At 71.0% G+C, this 21,249-nt stretch carries 21 protein-coding genes; 8 read left to right on the top strand and 13 right to left on the bottom strand.

The genetic code is table 11. From position 1 onward, the window contains the following. Nucleotides 1-38 precede the first annotated feature (38 nt). The 3 genes from OOK34_RS10775 (at nucleotide 39) to OOK34_RS10765 (ending at nucleotide 3,779) form a co-directional block, all read left to right on the top strand. Nucleotides 39-1,805, top strand: coding sequence for a serine/threonine-protein kinase (locus OOK34_RS10775; RefSeq protein ID WP_267033647.1), 1,767 nt, complete (start codon nucleotides 39-41; stop codon nucleotides 1,803-1,805). A 74-nt stretch (nucleotides 1,806-1,879) separates the two neighbouring features. Beyond that, entirely contained in the window at nucleotides 1,880-2,884 is a 1,005-nt protein-coding gene (locus OOK34_RS10770) for a bifunctional lytic transglycosylase/C40 family peptidase (protein WP_267036697.1), read from the top strand. A 199-nt stretch (nucleotides 2,885-3,083) separates the two neighbouring features. After that, entirely contained in the window at nucleotides 3,084-3,779 is a 696-nt protein-coding gene (locus tag OOK34_RS10765; RefSeq protein WP_267033646.1) for a phosphatase PAP2 family protein, read from the top strand. Between the two features lie 122 nt (nucleotides 3,780-3,901). Here OOK34_RS10765 and OOK34_RS10760 read toward each other — a convergent pair whose 3' ends face one another. Then, nucleotides 3,902-4,138: a hypothetical protein gene (locus OOK34_RS10760; RefSeq protein ID WP_267033645.1), complete on the bottom strand. Its 237-nt coding sequence runs from the start codon at nucleotides 4,136-4,138 to the stop codon at nucleotides 3,902-3,904. An 85-nt stretch (nucleotides 4,139-4,223) separates the two neighbouring features. Continuing rightward, entirely contained in the window at nucleotides 4,224-4,397 is a 174-nt protein-coding gene (locus OOK34_RS10755) for a hypothetical protein (protein WP_267033644.1), read from the bottom strand. A gap of 235 nt (nucleotides 4,398-4,632) precedes the next feature. On the opposite strand from OOK34_RS10755, the gene OOK34_RS10750 reads away from it, so the two are divergent. Then, nucleotides 4,633-5,451: a hypothetical protein gene (locus OOK34_RS10750; protein WP_267036696.1), complete on the top strand. Its 819-nt coding sequence runs from the start codon at nucleotides 4,633-4,635 to the stop codon at nucleotides 5,449-5,451. A gap of 147 nt (nucleotides 5,452-5,598) precedes the next feature. Further along, nucleotides 5,599-5,751 (top strand): hypothetical protein, encoded by a 153-nt coding sequence (locus OOK34_RS10745; protein WP_267033643.1) that lies wholly within the window; start codon nucleotides 5,599-5,601, stop codon nucleotides 5,749-5,751. 51 nt (nucleotides 5,752-5,802) lie between these two features. Here the strand turns inward: OOK34_RS10745 and OOK34_RS10740 are convergent, their stop codons facing one another. Continuing rightward, nucleotides 5,803-6,117: a metal-sensitive transcriptional regulator gene (locus tag OOK34_RS10740; RefSeq protein ID WP_042801353.1), complete on the bottom strand. Its 315-nt coding sequence runs from the start codon at nucleotides 6,115-6,117 to the stop codon at nucleotides 5,803-5,805. 193 nt (nucleotides 6,118-6,310) lie between these two features. Here OOK34_RS10740 and OOK34_RS10735 point away from each other — a divergent pair, with 193 nt between their 5' ends. Both OOK34_RS10735 and OOK34_RS10730 read left to right on the top strand, forming a co-directional pair. Then, a complete protein-coding gene (locus OOK34_RS10735) occupies nucleotides 6,311-6,931 on the top strand; it encodes a DUF47 domain-containing protein (RefSeq protein ID WP_267033642.1) in 621 nt (206 codons plus the stop codon). 5 nt (nucleotides 6,932-6,936) lie between these two features. After that, entirely contained in the window at nucleotides 6,937-7,935 is a 999-nt protein-coding gene (locus OOK34_RS10730) for an inorganic phosphate transporter (RefSeq protein WP_267033641.1), read from the top strand. A gap of 116 nt (nucleotides 7,936-8,051) precedes the next feature. On the opposite strand, the gene pstB is transcribed toward OOK34_RS10730, so the two are convergent. From pstB to OOK34_RS10685, 9 genes are all read right to left on the bottom strand, one after another. After that, nucleotides 8,052-8,828, bottom strand: a complete 777-nt coding sequence (gene pstB, locus OOK34_RS10725) for a phosphate ABC transporter ATP-binding protein PstB (protein WP_267033640.1) — start codon at nucleotides 8,826-8,828, stop codon at nucleotides 8,052-8,054. Nucleotides 8,829-8,857: 29 nt separating this feature from the next. Next, on the bottom strand, nucleotides 8,858-9,940 hold the full coding sequence (pstA, locus tag OOK34_RS10720; RefSeq protein ID WP_267033639.1) for a phosphate ABC transporter permease PstA: 1,083 nt from the start codon (nucleotides 9,938-9,940) through the stop codon (nucleotides 8,858-8,860). Further along, nucleotides 9,940-10,926, bottom strand: a complete 987-nt coding sequence (gene pstC / locus OOK34_RS10715) for a phosphate ABC transporter permease subunit PstC (protein WP_267033638.1) — start codon at nucleotides 10,924-10,926, stop codon at nucleotides 9,940-9,942. Before pstC ends, pstA begins: the two co-directional genes overlap by 1 nt. Nucleotides 10,927-11,049: 123 nt before the next feature. Then, nucleotides 11,050-12,189 (bottom strand): phosphate ABC transporter substrate-binding protein PstS, encoded by a 1,140-nt coding sequence (gene pstS / locus OOK34_RS10710; protein WP_267033637.1) that lies wholly within the window; start codon nucleotides 12,187-12,189, stop codon nucleotides 11,050-11,052. A 682-nt stretch (nucleotides 12,190-12,871) separates the two neighbouring features. Then, nucleotides 12,872-13,900 (bottom strand): CHAD domain-containing protein, encoded by a 1,029-nt coding sequence (locus OOK34_RS10705; protein WP_267033636.1) that lies wholly within the window; start codon nucleotides 13,898-13,900, stop codon nucleotides 12,872-12,874. Continuing rightward, on the bottom strand, nucleotides 13,881-16,193 hold the full coding sequence (locus OOK34_RS10700) for an RNA degradosome polyphosphate kinase (protein ID WP_267033635.1): 2,313 nt from the start codon (nucleotides 16,191-16,193) through the stop codon (nucleotides 13,881-13,883). Before OOK34_RS10700 ends, OOK34_RS10705 begins: the two co-directional genes overlap by 20 nt. A 642-nt stretch (nucleotides 16,194-16,835) precedes the next feature. Continuing rightward, nucleotides 16,836-17,378 carry a GNAT family N-acetyltransferase gene (locus tag OOK34_RS10695; RefSeq protein ID WP_267033634.1) on the bottom strand — a complete coding sequence of 181 codons (543 nt, stop codon included), beginning with the start codon at nucleotides 17,376-17,378 and terminating at the stop codon, nucleotides 16,836-16,838. A gap of 639 nt (nucleotides 17,379-18,017) precedes the next feature. Beyond that, nucleotides 18,018-18,485 carry an NUDIX hydrolase gene (locus OOK34_RS10690; protein ID WP_267033633.1) on the bottom strand — a complete coding sequence of 156 codons (468 nt, stop codon included), beginning with the start codon at nucleotides 18,483-18,485 and terminating at the stop codon, nucleotides 18,018-18,020. Then, a complete protein-coding gene (locus OOK34_RS10685; protein WP_267033632.1) occupies nucleotides 18,472-18,822 on the bottom strand; it encodes a hypothetical protein in 351 nt (116 codons plus the stop codon). Before OOK34_RS10685 ends, OOK34_RS10690 begins: the two co-directional genes overlap by 14 nt. A 680-nt stretch (nucleotides 18,823-19,502) precedes the next feature. Here OOK34_RS10685 and OOK34_RS10680 point away from each other — a divergent pair. Beyond that, nucleotides 19,503-19,760, top strand: coding sequence for a hypothetical protein (locus OOK34_RS10680; protein ID WP_267033631.1), 258 nt, complete (start codon nucleotides 19,503-19,505; stop codon nucleotides 19,758-19,760). A gap of 485 nt (nucleotides 19,761-20,245) precedes the next feature. Here OOK34_RS10680 and mshD read toward each other — a convergent pair whose 3' ends face one another. Next, nucleotides 20,246-21,175, bottom strand: a complete 930-nt coding sequence (gene mshD, locus OOK34_RS10675) for a mycothiol synthase (RefSeq protein WP_267033630.1) — start codon at nucleotides 21,173-21,175, stop codon at nucleotides 20,246-20,248. Between the last annotated feature and the right edge of the window lie 74 nt (nucleotides 21,176-21,249).

Below are 21,249 nucleotides of genomic sequence, written 5' to 3'. Positions count from 1 at the left end.
TTTTCCGCCAGGGAAGTCGGTATGGCACCCTCGTGCGAATGGAGGCCCTGAGAAACACCGACCCCGCCCACATCGGCGCACAGACGCTGCTGGCCCGGCTGGGGGCCGGGGGGATGGGCCAGGTGTATCTCGGCCGGTCGCCGGGCGGCCGTCTGGTGGCCATCAAGGTGATCAAGGAAGAGATCACCGAACATCCCGAGGCCCTCGCGCGCTTCCGCCGGGAGGCCGAGACGGTCCGCGCGGTGCGGTCCGCGTACACCGCGAACCTGATCGACGCGGCGCTGGCGGCTCCGCCGTACTGGCTGGCCACCGAGTACGTGGCCGGCCCGACGCTCAGCCACGCGGTGCGCGAGTTCGGCGCCCTGCCCGCCGCCTCCTGCCGCAGGCTGTTCGCCGCGCTGGCGGAGGGCCTGGCGAGCGTGCACGCGTACGGGGTCACGCACCGGGACCTCAAGCCGCAGAACGTCATCCTGGGCGCACAGGGACCGCAGCTCATCGACTTCGGCATAGCCAAGGGCGTCGCCGAGACGGCTCTGACGCAGGCCGGCGCGGCCCCGGGCACCCCCGGCTACACGGCCCCCGAGGTGCTGCTGCGCGGCGAGGCGGAGGCCACGGCGGACGTCTTCGCCCTGGGCGCGACGATCGCGTACGCGGCGACGGGCCGGGCGCCGTACGGCACGGGGGAGCCGACGGCGGTCAACTTCCGGGCGGTGCACGGCGAGATAGACCTCGAGGGCGTGGAGCCGGAACTGGCCGGGCTGATCAAGGCCTGCGTGGTGACGGAGCCGGGCGACCGGCCGGCCCTCGCCGAGATCATCCGGCGCTGCGCGGTGGACGCGGCGCTGGTCGACGACCCGGTGTACGCGGCGCTCACGGCGGCCGGAGGCGGGGCGGCGCAGGTGCCGGGGCTGCCCTCGACCATCGGGCCGGGGCTGCCCGCCGCCGGCTACGTGCCGACGTACGTGCCCGCGGGGACGGCCGCGGCGTCGGCCGGTACGGGTGTGGGGCGTGCGCCGCGCTGGGCGCTGGCGGTCGTCGCCGGGCTGGTGGCGGGAGGCCTCGCCACGGGCGGGTACCTGGCGCTGCGCAACGACGAGGAGAAGGGGGCCGACGGAGGGCGCCTGGCCGGCCCTCTGCCGAGCGGTCGGACCACGCCGGGCGGGGGCGGTGGGCCGTCCGGGTCCGGGCCGTCCGGGCCGTCCGGGGCCGGGCAGCCGGCCTCGAGTCCCTCCCCCTCCTCCCAGGGCGGCGGCAGCGGGGCCGGGTCCGTGCCCGACCACATCGAGCCGATCAAGGTGTCGCGGGACCTGTGGACCAGCAGCAGCGATCCGGGCGGCGGGGGCTGCAACCTGCCCGCGGAGGAGCGGGCGGAGTTCCTGGTGGGCTCCGTGGTCGACGCCGACACCCCGGACGCGAAGGCGTTCACGGGCAAGGTCAAGATCCGTATCCACCTGAAGCCGTACGCCACGGAGAAGGCCCCCTACGCCATCTCCGTCGGCGTCAAGCCGCCGCACGAGATCGACCACAGAACCCAGAAGCCCTTCGAGTTCGTCAAGGACTACAACCACGGCATCGGCTACTCCAGCAAGCCCGTCGACCTCAAGGACCCGGCCACCGGCGGCGACGTGGAGCTCACGTACCCGGACGACTTCGCCACGCAGCTCGTGGACAACGAGGGAATCCGCAAGACGTTCCCGGGCATCCCGATCGCCAACGATCCGGGCGACTGGACCGTGCTCGTGTACCGGGTCCGGGGTGTCATGGAGTACAGCACCATCTACTGCACCGGCTTTCCGGTGAAATAGTGCCCGGACAGACTGGCGAATGCACTGTCAGGCGACCTGGCATGAGGCAGTGTTGACGAGTGCGCAAGTTCTGGATGGCAAGCGGGATCGGCATCGGCGTGTGCCTGACCTTCGTCGCGCTGCTGGTCGTGGGCACCTACTCGGCGGCGGCGGGCATCGCGGGCGGCGCCAGAGGGGGCGCGGTCGGGCTGGTCAAGGGTGCGGTGCCGGCCGTCTACCAGCCGCTGGTGGAGAAGTGGGGAAACCTTTGTCCCGCACTGAATCCGGCGCTGCTGGCCGCCCAGTTGTACACCGAGAGCAACTGGAAGCCCGATGTGGTGAGCCACGCCGACGCGCGGGGCATCGCCCAGTTCATCCCGGAGACCTGGGCCACGTACGGGATCGACGGTGACGGCGACGGCGACCGGGACATCTGGGACCCCAAGGACGCCATTCCCTCGGCGGCCTCGTACGACTGCCAACTCTCCAAGGACGTCGCGAAAGTACCCGGGGACCGGTCCGACAACATGCTCGCGGCCTACAACGCCGGCCCCTACCGAGTGATCAAGGCCGGGGGCGTGCCCCCGATCAGCGAGACGCAGGGCTACGTGAAGGCCATCCGCGCCCTGGAGAAGAGCTTCGCGCGCCCCGTCGGGCGGATCGCGCCCTCGCAGCAGGCCGCCGGGGCCGTGTACTTCGCGCAGAAGCAGCTCGGGACCCCGTACCTGTGGGGCGGCAACGGGACGCCCGACCAGGACGGGCGCTTCGACTGTTCGGGGCTGACCAAGGCCGCGTACGAGACCGTGGGGATCGAGCTGCCCCGCGTGGCGAACGACCAGTACAACGCCGGGTCGCATCCCTCGCGGGCCGAACTGCTCCCCGGTGATCTGGTCTTCTTCTCCGATGATCTGACGAACTCTCGGGAGATCCGGCACGTCGGGATGTACGTGGGCGGCGGCTACATGATCAACGCCCCGTTCACCGGAGCCGTCATCCGCTTCGACAAGATCGACACCCCCGACTACTTCGGCGCCACCCGGGTGACCAAGGATGGTGCCGAGGCCCTTCCGGAGCAGGCGGGAGCCACTCCGAAGGCTTAGCAACTCTCCGTGAGGTCCAGGCCCTGAGCTGCGACGATGGGTCACTCTTCGATAACGTTGGAGTGATCATTCGGTGGAGAGTGGAACGTCCCCGGCAGAACGGGCGTTCCATGAACACCGGGGTTGATCGACGGGGGTTGAAGGGGCGCACACCGCCGTGCGTCCGCAGGGGACCTAGGCAAGCAAGGGGCCGCGTCGCATGGCTGGACTCACAACCGGTGGGCCGAATGTGGATGTCAGCCTGCTGTACGGGATCAACGGCCTGGCGCGCCGCGCCCCGGACTGGTTCGACCACGCCGTGGCACTCGCCGGCGGGTACGGACTGCCGCTGGCGATGGTCCTGCTCGTGCTCTGGTGCTGGCGCGGGGCACGGCGGCAGGACGAGGCGACCGCCGTCGAATCCTTCGCCGCCCTCGTGTGGGCCCCCCTCGCCGCCGCCGTCGCGCTGCTCGTGAACGTACCGCTGCGCGAATTCGTCGCCCGGCCCCGGCCGTTCCTCCAGCACGAGGGCCTGGAGGTGCTCGGCGGCTCCGGCGCGCAGAACGCCGGGTTCTCCTTCGTCAGCGACCACGCCACCCTCGCGATGGCGCTCGGCGTCGGGGTCTTCCTGGCCAACCGCCGGCTCGGCCTCGTCGGGATCGGCCTGGCGCTCGCCGAAGGGCTCTGCCGGATCTACCTGGGCGTGCACTACCCGACCGACGTCATCGGGGGGTTCGCGCTCGGTACCGCCGTCGTCCTGCTCCTCGCCCCGCTCGCCATGGCGGCGCTGACCCCGCTGGTCAGGACCGTCGCGCGGATGCCCCGGGCCGGAAGTCTCGTACGGGCACGCGAGCGCGTGGTGGCCCGCCCGGTCGAGCTGGCGCAGCGCCCGGCCGAGAGCGACCTCGCCGCCTGAGGCGGGAGGCGGGCCGCGTCAGCCCGCGTACGCGTTCCAGAGCGCGAGCAGCCCCGCCACCAGCAGGCACAGTCCCGCCGCCCCGAAGCACAGCCGGACCGCCGCCGGGCGGAGGCGCGGGGTCACGGATCACCGTCCCCGCCGCCCCGCCCGGGATGCTCGGCCTCCTCGCGGCGGTAGCGGGAGCGCAGCCACAGCCCGGTGGCCACGGCCGCCGCGGTGGTGACCCCGACGGCCAGCGCCACGTCGGCCGGCCCGTCCGCCGTGCCCACGGGGCGGGCCCAGGCGGCCGCGGCCGGGGTGAGCGCGATCAGCAGGGCCCAGAGGAGGGCCGCGAGACGGGGTGCGGTACCTGGCATGGAACCAGGGCATCCGCTCCCGCCGCCCCCGGCCAGCCGGGACGTCCGAACGGGCGAAGGGGCGAAGGCGTGAGGGGCGTGAGGGCTAGCCGGCGGTGTGCCGGGTGGCGTCTCTTCGGGCCAGGTCGCGGGAGCGGCGGGCCGGCCCGGTCCAGCCGCAGCTGCAGACGGCCAGGCAGAAGGAGCCGCGTTCCGCGGTGCTCGTGGAGTGGCCGGTGGATGGCTGCGCGTGCTCCACGCGGTCCCGCGGGAGGGGCACAGCGGTAAACGGAGCGACCGGGGTCGCCTTGGTGTGCGGATCCACCCCTCCACGGTACCCGGGTACGACCCGGCCCGGTACGGCCCCCGGAACACGGCGGCCCGTTACGGGAAACCCCGGACCTCGTTAACCGGAGCGGGTGGGGGCCTCGGGCAAACAGCGGTCATGCGTTGGGGGTTGGCAGGCGATGGTGGTGCACCAGCACAGGCGGCGGCGCAGGCGTGCGGTCGAGGCGGTGCTCGCGGTCTGCGCGGCCGTGGCCGTGGCCGCGCTGAGCGGATGCGGAGCGGCCAGCGGAACGGGAACCGGGCCCGGCGGCGGCCCCGCGGGCGGCGACGACCGGCCACCGGGCGACCCGGCCGCGGTGGTCCGCGGCGCCGCTGACGCGCTGACCGCCACCGGGAGCGCGCAGGCCCGTACGGCGATGGAGATGGCCACCGGCGGCACCCGGGTGACCATCCGGGGCGAGGGCGGGGTCGACTTCCGCAAGCGGATGGGCCAGCTGCTGGTGATGCTCCCCGCCGACGTGAAGGGGCAGCCCGAGCACCGGCCGATCACCGAGCTGCTCGTCCCCGGCGCGCTCTACATGAAGAACCGGGGCGCCGGCGTCCCCGACGACAAGTGGGTCCGGCTCGACACGACCACCCTCTCCGACGGGAACCTCGTCACCGGCGGGGCCACCGATCCGGTGGCCGCGGCCGAGCTGCTGCGGGGCGCGCAGGAGGTGACGTACGTGGGCGAGACCGAGGTGGCCGGCACCAAGGTGCGGCACTACCGGGGTACGACGGACATCGCGCGGGCCGCGCAGAGCGCCTCACCGGGGATCAAGGGAGCCCTGGAGGCGGCGGCGAAAGGGTTCAGCAAGGACAGCGTGCCCTTCGACGCCTACCTGGACGAGGAAGGGCGGCTGCGGAAGGTCCGGCACCGCTTCACGTACGTCAAGAATGGCGTGATCGATGTCTCCTCGACCACGCTGCTGTACGGGTTCGGGACCCCGGTGACCGTCGTATTGCCCGCAAGCGGGGACATTTACGCCGGGAAGATCGCCGAATAGCCGGCCGGGCGGGGTGAAGCGGCGCCTCCGGGCCATGGCCCCGCTATCCGGAAATGGTCCATCCGTGTCATGCGCTGCGTGAGGCGCGATCCCTACGCTGGGAGGCCGAGCGCCGACGGGCGAGGACGGCAGAGAGAGGTGACACGCGTGACTCCCGCAGGCGGCATGACGGTGCAGGACCACGTGGCGCTCGCCGAGATCGAGCTGTGCGGTGAGCTGATCATCGCGGCCTCGACGGCCGCCGAGGACCGGCTGAGCCAGGACCGGATCGACGAGGTGCTGATGGGCATCTGTCCCTGACCCCTGCCCTGGCCGGGCGGTTGACCCCTGTTGACCGCTGTTGACCGCTCCTCAGCTGCGCAGCAGGCGGGCGATGGCCTTCGTGGCCTCTTCCACCTTCGCGTCGATCTCGGTGCCGCCCTTGACGGCCGCGTCCGCGACGCAGTGGCGCAGGTGCTCCTCCAGCAGCTGGAGGGCGAAGGACTGGAGGGCCTTCGTACTGGCCGACACCTGGGTGAGTATGTCGATGCAGTAGACGTCCTCGTCGACGAGTCGCTGGAGGCCGCGGATCTGGCCCTCGATCCGGCGCAGTCGCTTGAGGTGCTCGTCCTTCTGGTGGTGGTAGCCGTGGACGGCTCCGGAGCCCTCCGCCTCGATGGTCGTCATCGGTCCTCCCGTGGTCCGGAAAGAGGGGTTATACCCCTCATGGGTATAGGGTACTTCGCCCAGGCCGCGGGGACAGGGGTCCGTGCCGCCCACTCTGCCTGATGGAGGACACTGGGGAACCGCCGGTTAGCCGTGGCCGGGGGATGCGCCTAGCATCAGCCTGACCGAATCCAATGCACCCCGAGGACCTCACGTGCGATTTCGTCTGACCCCCAGGGAGACGAGCTTCTACGACATGTTCGCCGCATCCGCGGACAACATCGTCACGGGCTCGAAGCTCCTGATGGAACTGCTCGGAGCGGATCCTTCCGCCCGGGCCGAGATCGCGGAGCGGATGCGGGCAGCGGAGCACGCGGGGGACGACGCCACGCATGCGATCTTCCACCAGCTGAACTCCTCCTTCATCACGCCGTTCGACCGCGAGGACATCTACAAGCTGGCTTCGTCGCTCGACGACATCATGGACTTCATGGAGGAGGCGGTCGACCTGGTCGTCCTCTACAACGTGGAGGAGCTGCCCAAGGGTGTCGAGCAGCAGATCGAGGTGCTGGCGCGGGCGGCCGAGCTGACCGCCGAGGCCATGCCGCACCTGCGGACCATGGACAACCTGACCGAGTACTGGATCGAGGTCAACCGCCTCGAGAACCAGGCCGACCAGATCCACCGCAAGCTGCTCGCCCAGCTCTTCAACGGCAAGTACGACGCCATTGAGGTGCTGAAGCTCAAGCAGATCGTCGATGTGCTGGAAGAGGCCGCCGACGCGTTCGAGCACGTCGCGAACACGGTGGAGACCATCGCGGTCAAGGAGTCCTGAACCTCGTGGACACCTTTGCGCTGGTCGTGACCATCGGGGTCGCGCTCGGCTTCACGTATACGAACGGATTCCACGACTCCGCGAACGCCATCGCCACCTCGGTCTCGACGCGGGCGCTGACCCCGCGCGCGGCGCTGGCGATGGCCGCGGTGATGAACCTGGCCGGTGCCTTCCTGGGCAGCGGGGTGGCCAAGACGGTCAGCAAGGGGCTCATCGAGACGCCGCACGGTGACAAGGGGATGTGGATCCTCTTCGCCGCGCTGGTCGGAGCGATCGTCTGGAACCTGATCACCTGGTACTTCGGGCTCCCCTCGTCCTCCTCGCACGCGCTCTTCGGAGGCATGGTGGGAGCGGCGCTGGCGGGAGGGATCGGCGTCATCTGGCACGGGGTGCTGGAGAAGGTCGTCATCCCGATGTTCCTCTCGCCGCTCGTCGGTCTGGTCGTGGGCTACCTGGTGATGGTCGCGATCATGTGGATCTTCCGCAGGTCCAACCCGCACAAGGCCAAGCGCGGCTTCCGGATCGCCCAGACCGTCTCGGCGGCCGGCATGGCCCTCGGCCACGGCCTTCAGGACGCGCAGAAGACCATGGGCATCGTGGTGATGGCCCTGGTCATCGCCGACGTCCAGGACTCCGGCGACCCGATCCCGGTGTGGGTCAAGATCGCGTGTGCGGTGATGCTCTCGCTGGGTACGTACGCGGGTGGCTGGCGCATCATGCGCACCCTGGGCCGCAAGATCATCGAGCTGGACCCGCCGCAGGGCTTCGCCGCCGAGACGACGGGCGCGTCGATCATGTACACCGCGTCCTACCTGTACCAGGCGCCGATCTCCACCACCCACGTCATCACCTCCGCGATCATGGGCGTGGGCGCGACGAAGCGGGTGAACGCGGTCCGCTGGGGCGTCGCCAAGAACATCATCCTGGGCTGGTTCATCACCATGCCGGCCGCGGCCCTGGTCGCGGCGGTCAGCTTCTGGATCGTGAACCTGGCCGTCGGCTAGCCGGGAGAACGAAAGCGGGCCGGCTCCCCCCACCCAGGGGGAGCCGGCCCTTTTCTTTCGCCCTGTGGTGGCACCGCCATGCAGCACCACAGGACGTCCAGGCGGGTGTCGGCGGTTTAGCCGAAGCGGCCCGAGATGTAGTCCTCGGTCGCCTGGACGGACGGGTTGGAGAAGATCCGGTCCGTGTCGTCGATCTCGACCAGCTTGCCCGGCTGGCCGACGGCGGCGAGGTTGAAGAAGGCGGTGCGGTCGGAGACGCGGGCCGCCTGCTGCATGTTGTGGGTCACGATCACGATCGTGAAGCGCTCCTTCAGCTCCCCGATCAGGTCCTCGATGGCGAGGGTGGAGATCGGGTCGAGCGCGGAGCAGGGCTCGTCCATCAGCAGGACCTGCGGCTCGACCGCGATGGCGCGGGCGATGCACAGACGCTGCTGCTGGCCGCCGGAGAGGCCGGAGCCGGGCTTGCCCAGGCGGTCCTTGACCTCGTTCCAGAGGTTGGCGCCCTGGAGGGACTTCTCCACGATGTCCGTGAGCTCGGACTTCCGGAAGTTGCCGTTCAGGCGCAGGCCCGCCGCCACGTTGTCGAAGATCGACATGGTGGGGAAGGGGTTCGGGCGCTGGAAGACCATGCCGACCGTGCGGCGGACCGCGACCGGGTCCACGCCGGGGCCGTACAGGTTCTCGTCGTCCAGCAGCACCTTGCCCTCGACGCGGCCGCCGGGGGTGACCTCGTGCATGCGGTTCAGGGTGCGCAGGAAGGTGGACTTGCCGCAGCCGGAGGGGCCGATGAAGGCCGTCACGGAGCGGGGTTCCACGGTCATCGAGATGTCGTCGATGGCCTTGTGGGTGCCGTAGAAGGCGGACAGTCCGCTGACGTCGATTCGCTTCGCCATGAGGGGTCACTTCGCTTTCAGTGGTCGCGTCAGCGACCGGTCTTCGGGGCCTTCCAGCGGGCGATGCCGCGGGCCACCAGATTGAGGATCATGACGAAGGCGATCAGGACGAGCGCTGCGGCCCATGCCCGGTCGTAGGAGGCTTCACTGCCGACCTTGTACTGCTCCCAGATGTACAGGGGGAGCGAGGACTGGGCGCCTTCGAAGGGGTTGCCGTTGATGAGCTGGGAGCCGAAGACCAGCAGCATGATCGGCGCGGTCTCACCGGCGATGCGGGCCACGGCCAGCATGACACCGGTGGAGATGCCGCCGATGGCGGTGGGGAGCACGACCTTGAGGATCACGCGCCACTTCGGCACACCGAGGGCCAGGGCGGCCTCGCGCAGCTCGTTCGGGACGAGCTTGAGCATCTCCTCGGTGGAGCGGACCACGACCGGCATCATCAGGATCGACAGGGCCATCGCGCCGGCGAAGCCGGAGGGGCCGAAGCCGAGCATCAGGTTCCAGGTCGTCAGGATGAACAGACCCGCGACGATGGAGGGGATGCCGGTCATCACGTCGACGAAGAAGGTGACGGCCTTGGCGAGCTTGCCCTTGCCGTACTCGACCAGGTAGACGGCGGTCAGCAGACCGATGGGGGCGGCGATCAGGGTGGCGAGGCCGACCTGCTCCAGCGTGCCGAGGAGGGCGTGGTAGACGCCGCCGCCCTGCTCGAAGCTGGTCACGCCGTTCATGGAGTGGCTCAGGAAGCCGCCGTCGAGGACCTTGATGCCGCGGCTGATCGTGGTCCACATCAGGGAGAGCAGCGGGACGACCGCGAGGATGAAGCAGACCCAGACGACGGAGGTCGCGACACGGTCCTTGGCCTGGCGGCGGTTCTCGACCACGGCGCTGGAGGTGTACGTGATCCCGACGAACAGCAGGGCCGCGATCAGGCCCCACTGGACCTTGCTGTGCAGGTCGAAGACCAGGCCGATGACGCTGCCGAGCACGGCGGCGAGGACGGCGGTGCCGGCCGGGGCCCAGCGGGGGAGGCCGCCTCGGGTCAGGCTGGCGGGGGCGGCGGACTTGCGCGGCCGGACGGGGCGCTGGTCCTGGAGTGCGTGGCTCATCAGGCGTTCGCCCCCGAGAAGTCCTTGCGACGGGCGATGATCAGCCGGGCCGCGCCGTTGACCAGCAGGGTGAGCAGGAAGAGGACCAGGCCGGAGGCGATCAGCGCGTCCCGGCCGAACTCGTTGGCCTCGTCGAACTTCGCGGCGATGTTCTGCGCGAAGGTGCCGCCACCCGGGTTCAGGACGTGCAGCGAGATCAGGAAGCTCGGGGAGAGGACGGTGGCCACGGCCATGGTCTCGCCGAGCGCGCGGCCGAGGCCGAGCATCGAGGCGGAGATGACACCGGAGCGTCCGAAGGGCAGCACCGACATCCGGATGACCTCCCAGCGGGTCGCGCCGAGGGCCAGGGCGGCCTCCTCGTTCATGCGCGGGACCTGGAGGAAGACCTCGCGGCTGACGCTGGTCACGATCGGCAGGATCATGATCGCGAGGAGGATGCCGACGGTGAAGAGCGAGCGGGCGACGCCGACCTGGGTCTTCTCGAAGACGTAGGTCCAGCCGAGGTACTCGTCGAGCCAGAGGTTCAGCCCGTTCAGCTGCGGCACCAGGAAGAGGGCGCCCCAGATGCCGTAGACGATCGACGGCACGGCGGCCAGCAGGTCGACCACGTAGGCGAGGGGCGCGGCCAGCTTGCGCGGCGCGTAGTGCGAGATGAACAGGGCGATGCCGACAGCGATCGGAACCGCGATGGCCATCGCGATGATCGAGCTGACGACGGTGCCGAAGAGGAGGACGGCGATGCCGAAGACAGGGGGGTTGGCCGAGGCGTTCCAGTCGAAGGTGGTGAGGAAGTTCCCCTCGTTCTTCGACAGGGCGATGCTGGCCCGGTAGGTGAGGAAGGCGGCGATCGACGCCATGATCACCAGGAGCAGGATGCCGGAGCCCTTGGAGAGCCCCGCGAAGATCTTGTCACCGGCGCGGCCGGTGGACCTGCTCGAGGAGACGGGCGGAGCCGTGTCTATGTGAGTGGGTGTGGTGGAAGCCATGGTCTTTCCGGTCTGTGTGGGGGGCAGGCCCCCTGGCGGCGGTGCACCGGATCCCCCCGGGTGAAGGGGGAGGTCCCGGGTCCCGGGCCGATCGCAGGATCGGCCCGGGCCGGGAGGGTCGTACTAGGACAGCGACTTGACGACTTCGCGGACCTTGGTGTTGATCTCGGCCGGGATCGGCGCGTAGCCGTTCTCGGTGAGGACCTTCTGGCCCGCGTCCGAGGAGGTGTACTCGAGGAAGGACTTCACGGTGGCGAGGGTCTCGGCCTTGTTGCCCTTGTCGCAGACGACCTCGTAGGTGACCAGGACGATCGGGTACGCGCCCTCGGCCTTGGTCGTGTAGTCGAGCTTCAGGGCCAGGTCGGAGCCGGTGCCGGTGACCTTCGCGGCGGCGATGGCCTTGGAGGCGTTCTCCGGGGTGGCCTTGACCGGGGCGCCGGCGCCGGTGTTGACGTCGACCGTCTTGATGCTCTGCGAGGTCGCGTACGAGAGCTCGAAGTAGCCGATCGCGCCGTCGACGGCCTTGACCTGGGAGGCGACACCGGCGGAGCCGGAGGCGGCCTGGCCACCGGGGGCCGGCCACTTCTTCGAGGCCTCGTAGGACCAGGCGTCAGGGGCGGCGGCCTTGAGGTACTTGCCCAGGTTCTCGGTGGTGCCCGAGTCCTCGGAGCGGTGGAAGGCCTGGATGGCGGTGGAGGGAAGCGTGACGCCCGGGTTCAGCTTCTTGATCGCCTCGTCGTCCCACTTCTTGATCTTGTCGTTGAAGATGTTGGCGAGGGTCGCGGCGTCGAGGTTCAGCTTGTCCACGCCGGAGACGTTGAAGCCGAGGGCGATGGGGCCGCCGACCATCGGCAGGTTGATGCCCTGGCCGCCGGTGCAGATCTTCTTCGACTCCTCGACCTGCTCGGGCTTCAGCGCGGAGTCCGAGCCGGCGAAGCCGACGGTGCCCTGGTTGAAGGCGACGATGCCCTCACCGGAGGAGGAGGACTTGTAGTTCACCTCGACGCCGGAGCAGGCGGCCATGTAGTTCTTCACCCACAGGTCGACCGCGTTCTTCTGCGCGGAGGAGCCGGAGGCGAGGAGCTTGCCCTTGGCGCCGTCGCACTTGATGTCGCCGGGCGCCGGGGCCGAGGCCTTCGGGGTGCCGTCGGCGCCGGTCTTCGTGTTGTCGTCCGAGCCGCACGCCGTGAGGACCAGGGCGCCGGACACGACGAGAGCCCCGAGGGCGGAGGCACGAAGCCGGTTCTTGCGCTGAAGCTTCACTGTTCGGGTGTTCCTTCCGAGGGGCCGCCGGCCGCTTTCTGTATCGGGGCGGCGTGCGAAGAGGACTACGGGGCTTGTGTGGTGCGGCGCCGTGTTTTCCCGATCGGCTCGCACCGTGCAGTACCGAAATTAGGCAGAACAGGTGAAGCGGTCGACCGCGCTTGGTGAACGGCGGGTGAACCATGGCGGACGGGCCGGTGCGGATGGGGTGGTTTGTACCTGGGCGTAATCGGGCGTTATCCGCCCGTTATGCCGCCGTGACCTTCGCCTGGCCGGCGGTGGGGTGGCTGGATACCGTCCCTGCCGTGGCCGGGTCGTGCCCGGCGCCCTGTCCGGCGGGGTGGGGTGGGGGGCCGCTGCGCGGAGCGGGTCCCCTACCCACCCTTCCACCGTTCCCCGGGGCGCGCTGCCCCGGCCCCCGCTCCCTGGGGCTCCGCCCCAGACCCCGCGCCTCAAACGCCGGCGGGGCTGGATAACCCAGCCCCGCCGGCGTTTGAGGCGCGGGCGCGGAGCGCCGTGTAGTGAGCCGCGCTCGCGGTCCAGGGCGGAGCCCCGGGTCCGTCGAGCCCCGCCGGCGATTGAGGCGGGAACGGGCGAAGGGCGGGTAGGGGACCCAGCCCCGCGCAGCGGCCCACCATCCGCAGGCGGACGACCGACCCCGGCCCGGGCCCGTGGCCCCGCTCTAGACCCGGCGGACGGAGTCCGGCGCAGCGGCGCGAAGCCCGGGAGGCCCGCCAGGGCTGAGTGGTGCGAGGGGCGCGTCGGGAAGGGCGGCGGGGTGCCAGATGTGGTGGAAGGCGATGCGGGCCGCCTCCACCGCGTGGCGCTGGTCGGCGTGCAGGACGCCCAGGGCGTAGGCCGTCGCCGGGGCGATGCGCGGGGTACGGGCGGCCGTCGCCGAGGCGGCGGCGGCCTCGGAGGCGTCCCGGTGCCGGTCCAGCGCCTCGCCCGCGGCCGCGAGCCGGGCCACGTCCTCGCCGAGGGCCTCCCGCGCGTACCGGTGCACCCGCAGGAGCCGGCGTACCTCGTGCCAGGCGCCGTCCTCGTGCGCGGCGTACGGGGTGCCCTCCGCGGCGGGGAGGGCGGCGACGGCTCCGGCGAGGCGGGTCTCGGTGAGCGCCGCAAGCGGGTGGAGGACCTCCCCGACCCGGCCCCGCGCGGCCACCGGGTCCAGCGGGACCTCCGAGGCCAGCACCGCGACCGCGTCCGCCACCGCGTGGAAGCGGGCCGACCCGAGAGCCTGGAGGATGGTGGAGTGGGCCCGGGTGCGCGCGAGCGTCAGCTGGCGTTCCAGCAGGGCGCCCGCCCGCGCCGAGCCCACGGTGAGCGCGCCGGAGGAGGCCGAGCCGACCCGGGGCGAGGGGACGTCCGGGGAGCCGGAGAGGCGTTGCAGGGCCTCCATGAGCCGGGCCAGCCGGGCGGCGTACGCGTGCTCGTCGGCCAGGGTGGAGGACAGCCAGACGAGCTCCGTGCGCAGCGAGTCCGCCCAGCCCGACTCGGTCACCACCCGGAACGTGCTCAGGGACCCGGCGATCCGCCGCGCCGCGCCCCGCAGGCCGTGCGCCGCCTCGCTGCTGTCCGCCGGGTCCGCGCCGCCCGGCGCGCCCGCGTCGTGCAGGCGCAGGGCGCGCAGGAAAGCGGTGGCCTGGGAGCGGAGGTAGACGCCGAGCACGTCACCTGCGGTCAGGTCGTCATGGTTTGGCTGAGCCACGCCGGCGCCTCCGGGCGTCTATGAGCATCTCCTGTACGTGCCGCAGCGGCTGGCCTTCGGCGTCGGTGCTGTGCCGGGTCCATTCGCCGTCCGGGCCCAGGTGCCAGGAGGAGGTGGCGGCGGACATGCCGGTCTCCAGCATCCGGTCCAGTGCCGCGCGGTGGGCCGGGTCGGTGACCCTGACCAGTGCCTCGATGCGGCGGTCGAGGTTGCGGTGCATCATGTCGGCGCTGCCGATCCACACCTCGGGTTCGCCGCCGTTGCCGAAGGCGAAGACCCGGGAGTGCTCCAGGAAGCGGCCGAGGATCGAACGGACGCGGACGTTCTCCGACAGCCCGGGGACTCCGGGGCGTACGGCGCAGATGCCGCGTACCCAGATGTCGATGGGGACGCCCGCCTGGGAGGCCCGGTAGAGGGAGTCGATGAGGGCCTCGTCGACGATCGAGTTCATCTTCAGGCGGACCGACGCGGGGCGGCCGGCCCGGTGGTGGTCGGCCTCCTTGTCGATGCGCGAGATCAGTCCGTCGCGCAGGGACTTCGGGGCGGTCAGCAGCCGGCGGTAGGTCTCGCGCCGCGAGTAGCCGGACAGCCGGTTGAAGAGGTCGGAGAGGTCCGCGCCGACCTGCGGGTCGGCGGTGAGCAGGCCGAGGTCCTCGTACAGGCGGGCGGTCTTGGGGTGGTAGTTGCCGGTGCCGACGTGGGAGTAGCGGCGCAGGGTGTCGCCCTCCTGGCGGACGACGAGGGAGAGCTTGCAGTGGGTCTTGAGGCCGACCAGGCCGTAGACCACGTGGCAGCCGGACTCCTCCAGCTTGCGCGCCCACTTGATGTTGGCCTGCTCGTCGAAGCGGGCCTTGATCTCGACGAGTACGAGGACCTGCTTGCCGGACTCGGCGGCGTCGATCAGGGCGTCGACTATGGGGGAGTCGCCGGAGGTCCGGTACAGGGTCTGCTTGATCGCGAGTACGTCGGGGTCGCCGGCGGCCTGTTCCAGGAAGGCCTGCACGGAGGTGGAGAAGGAGTCGTACGGGTGGTGCAGGAGCACGTCGCGTTCGCGCAGCGCGGCGAAGATGTCGGGCGCGGACGCGGACTCCACCTCGGCGAGGTCACGGTGGGTGCCGGCGACGAACTTGGGGTACTTCAGCTCGGGCCGGTCCAGGGAGGAGATCCCGAAGAGGGCGGTCAGGTCGAGGGGGCCGGGCAGCGGGTACACCTCGGCGGCGCTGACCTTCAGCTCCTGTACGAGCAGGTCCAGGACGCCGGGGTCGATGGATTCCTCGACCTCCAGGCGCACGGGCGGGCCGAAGCGGCGCCGCATGAGTTCCTTCTCCAGGGCCTGGAGGAGGTTCTCGGCGTCGTCCTCCTCGACCTCGAGGTCCTCGTTGCGGGTCACGCGGAACATGTGGTGCGCGAGCACCTCCATGCCGGGGAACAGCTCCTCCAGGTGCGCGGCGATGACGTCCTCGAGGGGGACGTAGCGCTGCGGGGAGGCCTCCAGGAAGCGGGAGAGGAGGGGCGGGACCTTGACCCGGGCGAAGTGGCGGTGGCCGCTGACGGGGTTGCGTACGACGACGGCCAGGTTCAGGGAGAGGCCGGAGATGTACGGGAACGGGTGCGCGGGGTCCACGGCCAGCGGGGTGAGCACCGGGAAGATCTGGTTGCGGAACAGGGTGAAGAGGCGCGCCTGCTCCTTCTCGGTGAGGTCGGGCCACCGGATGAGGTGGATGCCCTCCTCGGCGAGCTGGGGGGCGATGTCGTGCTGGTAGCAGGCGGCGTGCCGGGCCATGAGCTCGCGCGAGCGGGTCCAGATCAGGTCCAGCACCTCACGCGGCTGGAGGCCTGAGGCCGAACGGGTGGCGACGCCGGTCGCGATGCGGCGCTTGAGGCCGGCGACGCGGACCATGAAGAACTCGTCGAGGTTGCTCGCGAAGATCGCCAGGAAGTTGGCGCGCTCGAGGAGCGGGGTGTTCGGGTCCTCGGCGAGCTCGAGCACCCGCTCGTTGAAGGCCAGCCAGCTGCGCTCCCGGTCGAGGAAGCGGTTCGCGGGCAGCTCGCCGGTCTCGTCCTTGTCCTCGTAGGCGTCCAGGTCGGCGTCGAGGTCGGGATCCAGGTCGACGTGGCCGACCGCGCGGCCGGCGTGGGGGCGGTGGGCGGCTATGGAGCCGAGGGAGGACTTCGCGGTGCCGGTTCCGCTGGCGCTGGCGGTGCCGGTGGCGGTTCCGGTTCCGGTTCCGGGGGTGTGAGACGGGTGCTGGGCGGGGACCTCGGTGGGGCCTGCGCTGGGCTGGTGGCTCATGACTCCATTCTTCCGCGCACGCGGCAGGACAGGCGCGTCGGAAGTGTCTGCCGTCAGGCGGAGTCGGGGCTGCATGTCGCGAGACTCGCAAGCGCGTCTGAATGCCCGGTTAATGGCGTATGGCTTCCAGGCTCCGCCTGATGCACGCTTGCCCGCCCCCCATCGCAGCCGGGCCCGGCCCGGGCTGCGCCCGGGCCTCTGGGGCTCCGCCCCGGACCCCGCGCCTCAAGCGCCGGCGGGGCTGGTTTTTGTGCGGCGAGGCGGTTGCCTGCGGGCCCGTCGCCGGGGCTGGGCGGTGCCCGGGCTCCTGGGGCTCCGCCCCGGACCGCACGCCTCAAGCGCCGGCGGGGCTGGATTTGGCTGCGGTAGCCGTGCGCCTGCGGGTCGGTTGCCGGGGGTCCGGGGCGCAGCCCCGGGGAACGGTGGAAGGGCGGGTAGGGGAACGCCCGCGCAGCGGCCACCGCCCGCAGGCGGCGGCCGGACCTCAGCGCGGGTCTGTGGCCCGGCCCGAGGTCCGGCGGACGGAGTCCGGCGCAGCGGCGCGAAGCCGGGGAGGCCGCCTGCGGCCGAGCCGTGCGAGGGGCGCGTACAGAAGGGGTGGCGCGCCAGCGCTGAGCGGTGCGAGGGGCGCGTCAAGAAGGGTTACAGCGGGGCGAGGAGCATGAGGATCTCGTCGCGGTCGTCGGCGGCGGCGAGCCGGAGGGCGCCGGGCCAGCGGCCTATTTCCCTCCAGCCGAGGCGGCCGTAGAAGTCCTCCAGGCCGACCCCGCCGCGGGCGGCGAGGTGCAGCTGTTCCAGGCCCATCTCGTCCCGGGCGACTTTCCGTACCTCGTGGATCAGGGCACGTCCGACCCCGCGCCCGCGCAGGGCGGTGCGGGTCTGGACGTGGTGGAGCGTGCCCCAGTGCGCGATCAGCTCGAAGGGGTCGCGGCGGACGTTGAGCCAGCCCGCCAGTTCCCCGTCCACGGTCGCCGTGAGGAGCCGGCTGGTGTCGGGGGAGAGCTGGTCGATGATCTGGTCGAGGGCCGGGGTCACGGTGGCGGCGTCGACCGGGGGGAAGGGGAAGCCGGCCGCGCCGCCCGCGTTGGTGACCTCGACCCAGCAGTCGGCGAGGGCGCGGCGGAGCTGGGGAGGGACGTCGCCGGGAGAGGTGAGCTGCCGGAAGGTGGGGGAGTCAGAGGTCATCCGATGATCATGGCACCGCCCTCTGACACCCCGGTCCGTGCGGCCGCGGGCCCCGCCGGGGCAACCGCAGGCGGCGGCCGGCCCCAGCCCGGGCCCGGGCCCCGCCCCGCGTCAAGAAGGGGCGGCCCCGCCCGGCGGTGGCGGGGCGGGGCCGGGGGGTGGGCGGGGTTTCGGCGGGGCGGTGTCATAGCTGGTTTGGGGGTTTCCCGTCAGTCCCATCGTCCTTCCGGTTCGGGCCGGCCTGTCAAGGGCGCTCCCTTCGGTCGCGTCGCTTCGCGATGGCCTTCGGCCACCCTTGACAGACCGTCCCGCCCCGGAAAGCCGAAAGACTGCCGGGAAGCCCCCAAAGGAACGGTCACGGGGCAAGAGCAGGAGGAGCGGGTCCGTCAGGGATGAGGCGAGGGGCCGGGCCTTGCCACGCCGGGCATCCGGGCCCGTTCAAGGAGGGCCCAGGGCCGGGGGCCCGGGCGCGACAGATCGCTACGCGCTCCTCATATCTCGGCGTCCGGCGGCCGCCTGCGGCTGATCCCTGCACCAAATGTTGATCAGAGCGGCGCGGGAAGCGCATGGGCGCGACAGATCGCTACGCGCTCCTCGGGTCTCGGCGTCCGGCGGCTGTCGTGGGGCAGGCGACGGGTGTCATCGGACGACGGGACCGCGACCGGATCGCCAGTCGTTGAGGCGCTTGCGAATGCTGGACACCATAGGGAGATCGTTGATCTCCTGTGGCGCGAACCAGGCGACTTCGAAGGACTCGTCCGAGGGGCGGAGGGTGCCGCCGGTGGGGCGGGCCAGGAGGCAGATGGAGAACTCCTGACGCACCTCGCCGTCGTCGTAGGCGAACACGTGGCCAGGGTTGGTGTAGGTGCCCACGATGCCCGTGATCTCGACGGTGATGCCGGTCTCCTCGTAGGTTTCCCGGACCGCGCAATCACCGATGGACTCGCCGAGATCCATCTTCCCGCCGGGAAGGGCCCACATCCCGTTGTCCGTCCGGCGCTGCAACAACACCCGGCCGTCCTCGTCCACCACGACGGCGGAAGCAGCAGGCACAAGGCTGTTCGCCTGCGGTGCGTGGGGGTCGTCTTCGTAGTCACGCCTGGCCATCGTCGTCGCTCTCCCTGATGTCGCGGCCCCGGCCCCACAACTCCTCGACATGCGCCGCGAACCGGTCGAACATGCCGTCCGCCTGACGGCGTCGTAGATGCATCATCGGAGAGTCGTGCCCGACTCGCCGGGCCAGGATGGGTGTCACGATCATCTCGTCATCGAACCGGAACACCGAGAGATTGACGTGACCCGTCTCGAAACGGCCCTCGATGCCACTGACATCACGCAGCTTCGCGAGCTCGTTCAAGGTCACGGCGATACGAGTCGAGAGAGTCAGGGGTACGCCCTCCTCCGCCTCCCGTGCTGCAGTGACCGGGCTGTCGGGATCGCCCATGAGGAATCGGATGCGACAACCGCTCAGGGCTCGCCTGCTCCAACCACAGGAAGTAGTTGGTGTATCCGGCGAACACCAGGTCGTGCTGTGCCTTCGTTACCAGCGAGCGCCACAGGCTCGAAGGAGCTGCCGACCGGTAGGGAAAGACCTGGACGATCTCATTGTCGGGACCGCTCGTGAGAGCCGCACGGACGGCGTTGGGCCACAAGGCTGTCTCCTCCTCGCCTAATGCCTCGCAGGCTGCCCACCGATGCCGGGCGTGGGGGACGCGGTTCGGCTCGGTAATCCACCGCCCCACCGTCTTCGCGTCTACCCCACAGGCTTCAGCGAGCTGTTGTTCAGTCATCTTGGCATTTGCCATCGCGCGGCGGAGTGCGTGATTCACAGGTCTCTCCGTAGGCCGTCGGGGACGGATCAGACGGTAGTGGCGAAGCGTCCCAAACGTCCCGCAAACGGAGTGGTAACGCCCTGACGTGGGATCCACGATCGGTTTGTGCTGGAAAAGCGATTAACCCGCATGCGCTCATCGTCGCCTGGAATCGGAGGTCTGACCGTGAATCACGACGCCCAAGACGACCCCTGGCCAAGACCGGTGGTTAGGGGCGAGCTCAGCCAGGAGCTCTTGGACCGCGCTCTCGTCGGCTGGGAGCGCTTCATCGCGTCCATGGTGGAGCTGTCCGATGAGTGAGTGCTACGAGTACGTGCCGCATCGGCTCCTGCGCCGTCGTGTCCGCGATGTCGCCTCCGGTGCCGAGGGCGAGCTGATGGCTGTGATCAACGAGAACGTCTCGGACTCGGCCCTGCGTGAGCACTGGGTAGAGCTGGCATACATCCGAGGCGCATCCGGCCGCGAATTCACCACCGCCGCCGCCAACGTCGAGCCCGCCCTTGACCAGCCCCAGACCACCGTCGGCCGCCGAGACCACAGGAGCGCGTAGCGATCTGCTGCGCCCATGCGCTTCCCACACCGCTCTGATCAACATTTGGTGCAGGGATCAGCCCCAGGCGGCCGCCGGACGCCGAGATATGAGGAGCGCGTAGCGATCTGTCGCGCCCGGGCCCCCGGCCCTGGGCCCTCCCTGGACAGGCCCGGATGCCCGGCGTGGCAAGGCCCGGCCCCTCGCCTCATCCCTGACGGACCCGCTCCTCCTGCTCTTGCCCCGTGACCGTTCTTTTGGGGGGTTCTCGGCAGTCTTTCGGCTTTCCGGGGCGGGACGGGCTGTCAAGGGTGGCCGAAGGCCATCGCGAAGCGACGCGACCGAAGGGAGCGCCCTTGACAGGCCGGCCCGAACCGGAAGGACGATGGGACTGACGGGAAACCCCCAAACCGGCTGTGAGACCGTCCAGCCGAAACCCCGCCCACCCCCGACCCATCTCCCGCCCGGGCCCGGGGGCTCGAGCGGGAGATGGCGTACCCCCCGCCTCAGCTTTCCGTGCGGTACATCAGGTCGATCTCGTGCGTCGTGAAGCCGAGGCCCTCGTACACCGCCAGTGCCGCCGGGTTGTCGGCGTCGACGTAGAGCATCGCCGTCGGCAGGCCCGCGGCGGCGAGGTGGTGGAGGCCGATGGCCGTGAGGGCCTTGCCGAGGCCGCCGCCCTGCGCGCCGGGGCGGACGCCGACGACGTAGACCTCGCCGAGCCGCTCCTCGGCGTGGACCTTCGTCCAGTGGAAGCCGACCAGCTCGCCCTCCCGCTCCGCGAGGAAGAAGCCCTTGGCGTCGAACCACGGCTGCGCGATCCGGTCGTTCAGGTCCCGCTGCGTCAGCGCGCCCTGCTCCGGGTGGTGGGCGAAGGCGGCGGCGTTGGCGGCGAGCCAGGCGGCGTCGTCCTGCCCGGGCACGAAGGTGCGTACCGTCACCCCGGCGGGGAGGACGGCCTCCGGGAGCGGCGGCGCGTCGGGGCCCAGGGGGCGGCGCAGCTGGCGCAGTTCGCGGAAGAGGGTCAGGCCGAGGACCTGGGCGAGGTGCCGGGCGGCGGACTTGCCGCCGTGCGCCCACACCCGGATCCGCTTGCCGGAGGCGGCCAGCAGGGCGGTGCCCAGCGCCCGGCCGTGGCCGCGGCCGCGCAGGGCGGGGTGGACGACGAGTTCGGCGGCGGGGGCCTCCACCGGGTCGGTGTCCTCCAGCTGCCCGTAGCCGCACAGTCGGCCGCCGTCGGTGAGGAGGAAGTGCCGGATCCCCTCGCGCGGGCCGCCGCGCAGCTGGAGGCGGCCCTGCTCGGAGACGGCGGTGGTGCCGTCGGTGCGGGCCGCTTCCCCGATCAGCGCCAGTACGGCGCCGGCCTGCTCCTCGGTCAGTTCGTCGAGGATGTCAATCTGCCGTCCCGGCTCCAGGGCCGCTGCTGCGTCAGTCATGTTCCGAGCCTACGGCGCCACCGCCCGACGGCCGCGCGTAACCAGCTCGCAACCCGCTACCCCCTGTCGTGCTA

The sequence above is a fragment of the Streptomyces sp. NBC_00091 genome, from assembly GCF_026343185.1.
Classification (GTDB): Bacteria; Actinomycetota; Actinomycetes; order Streptomycetales; family Streptomycetaceae; genus Streptomyces.
Note: the sequence above shows the minus strand (reverse complement) of the source record. Positions and strands in the feature narration are given on the sequence as shown.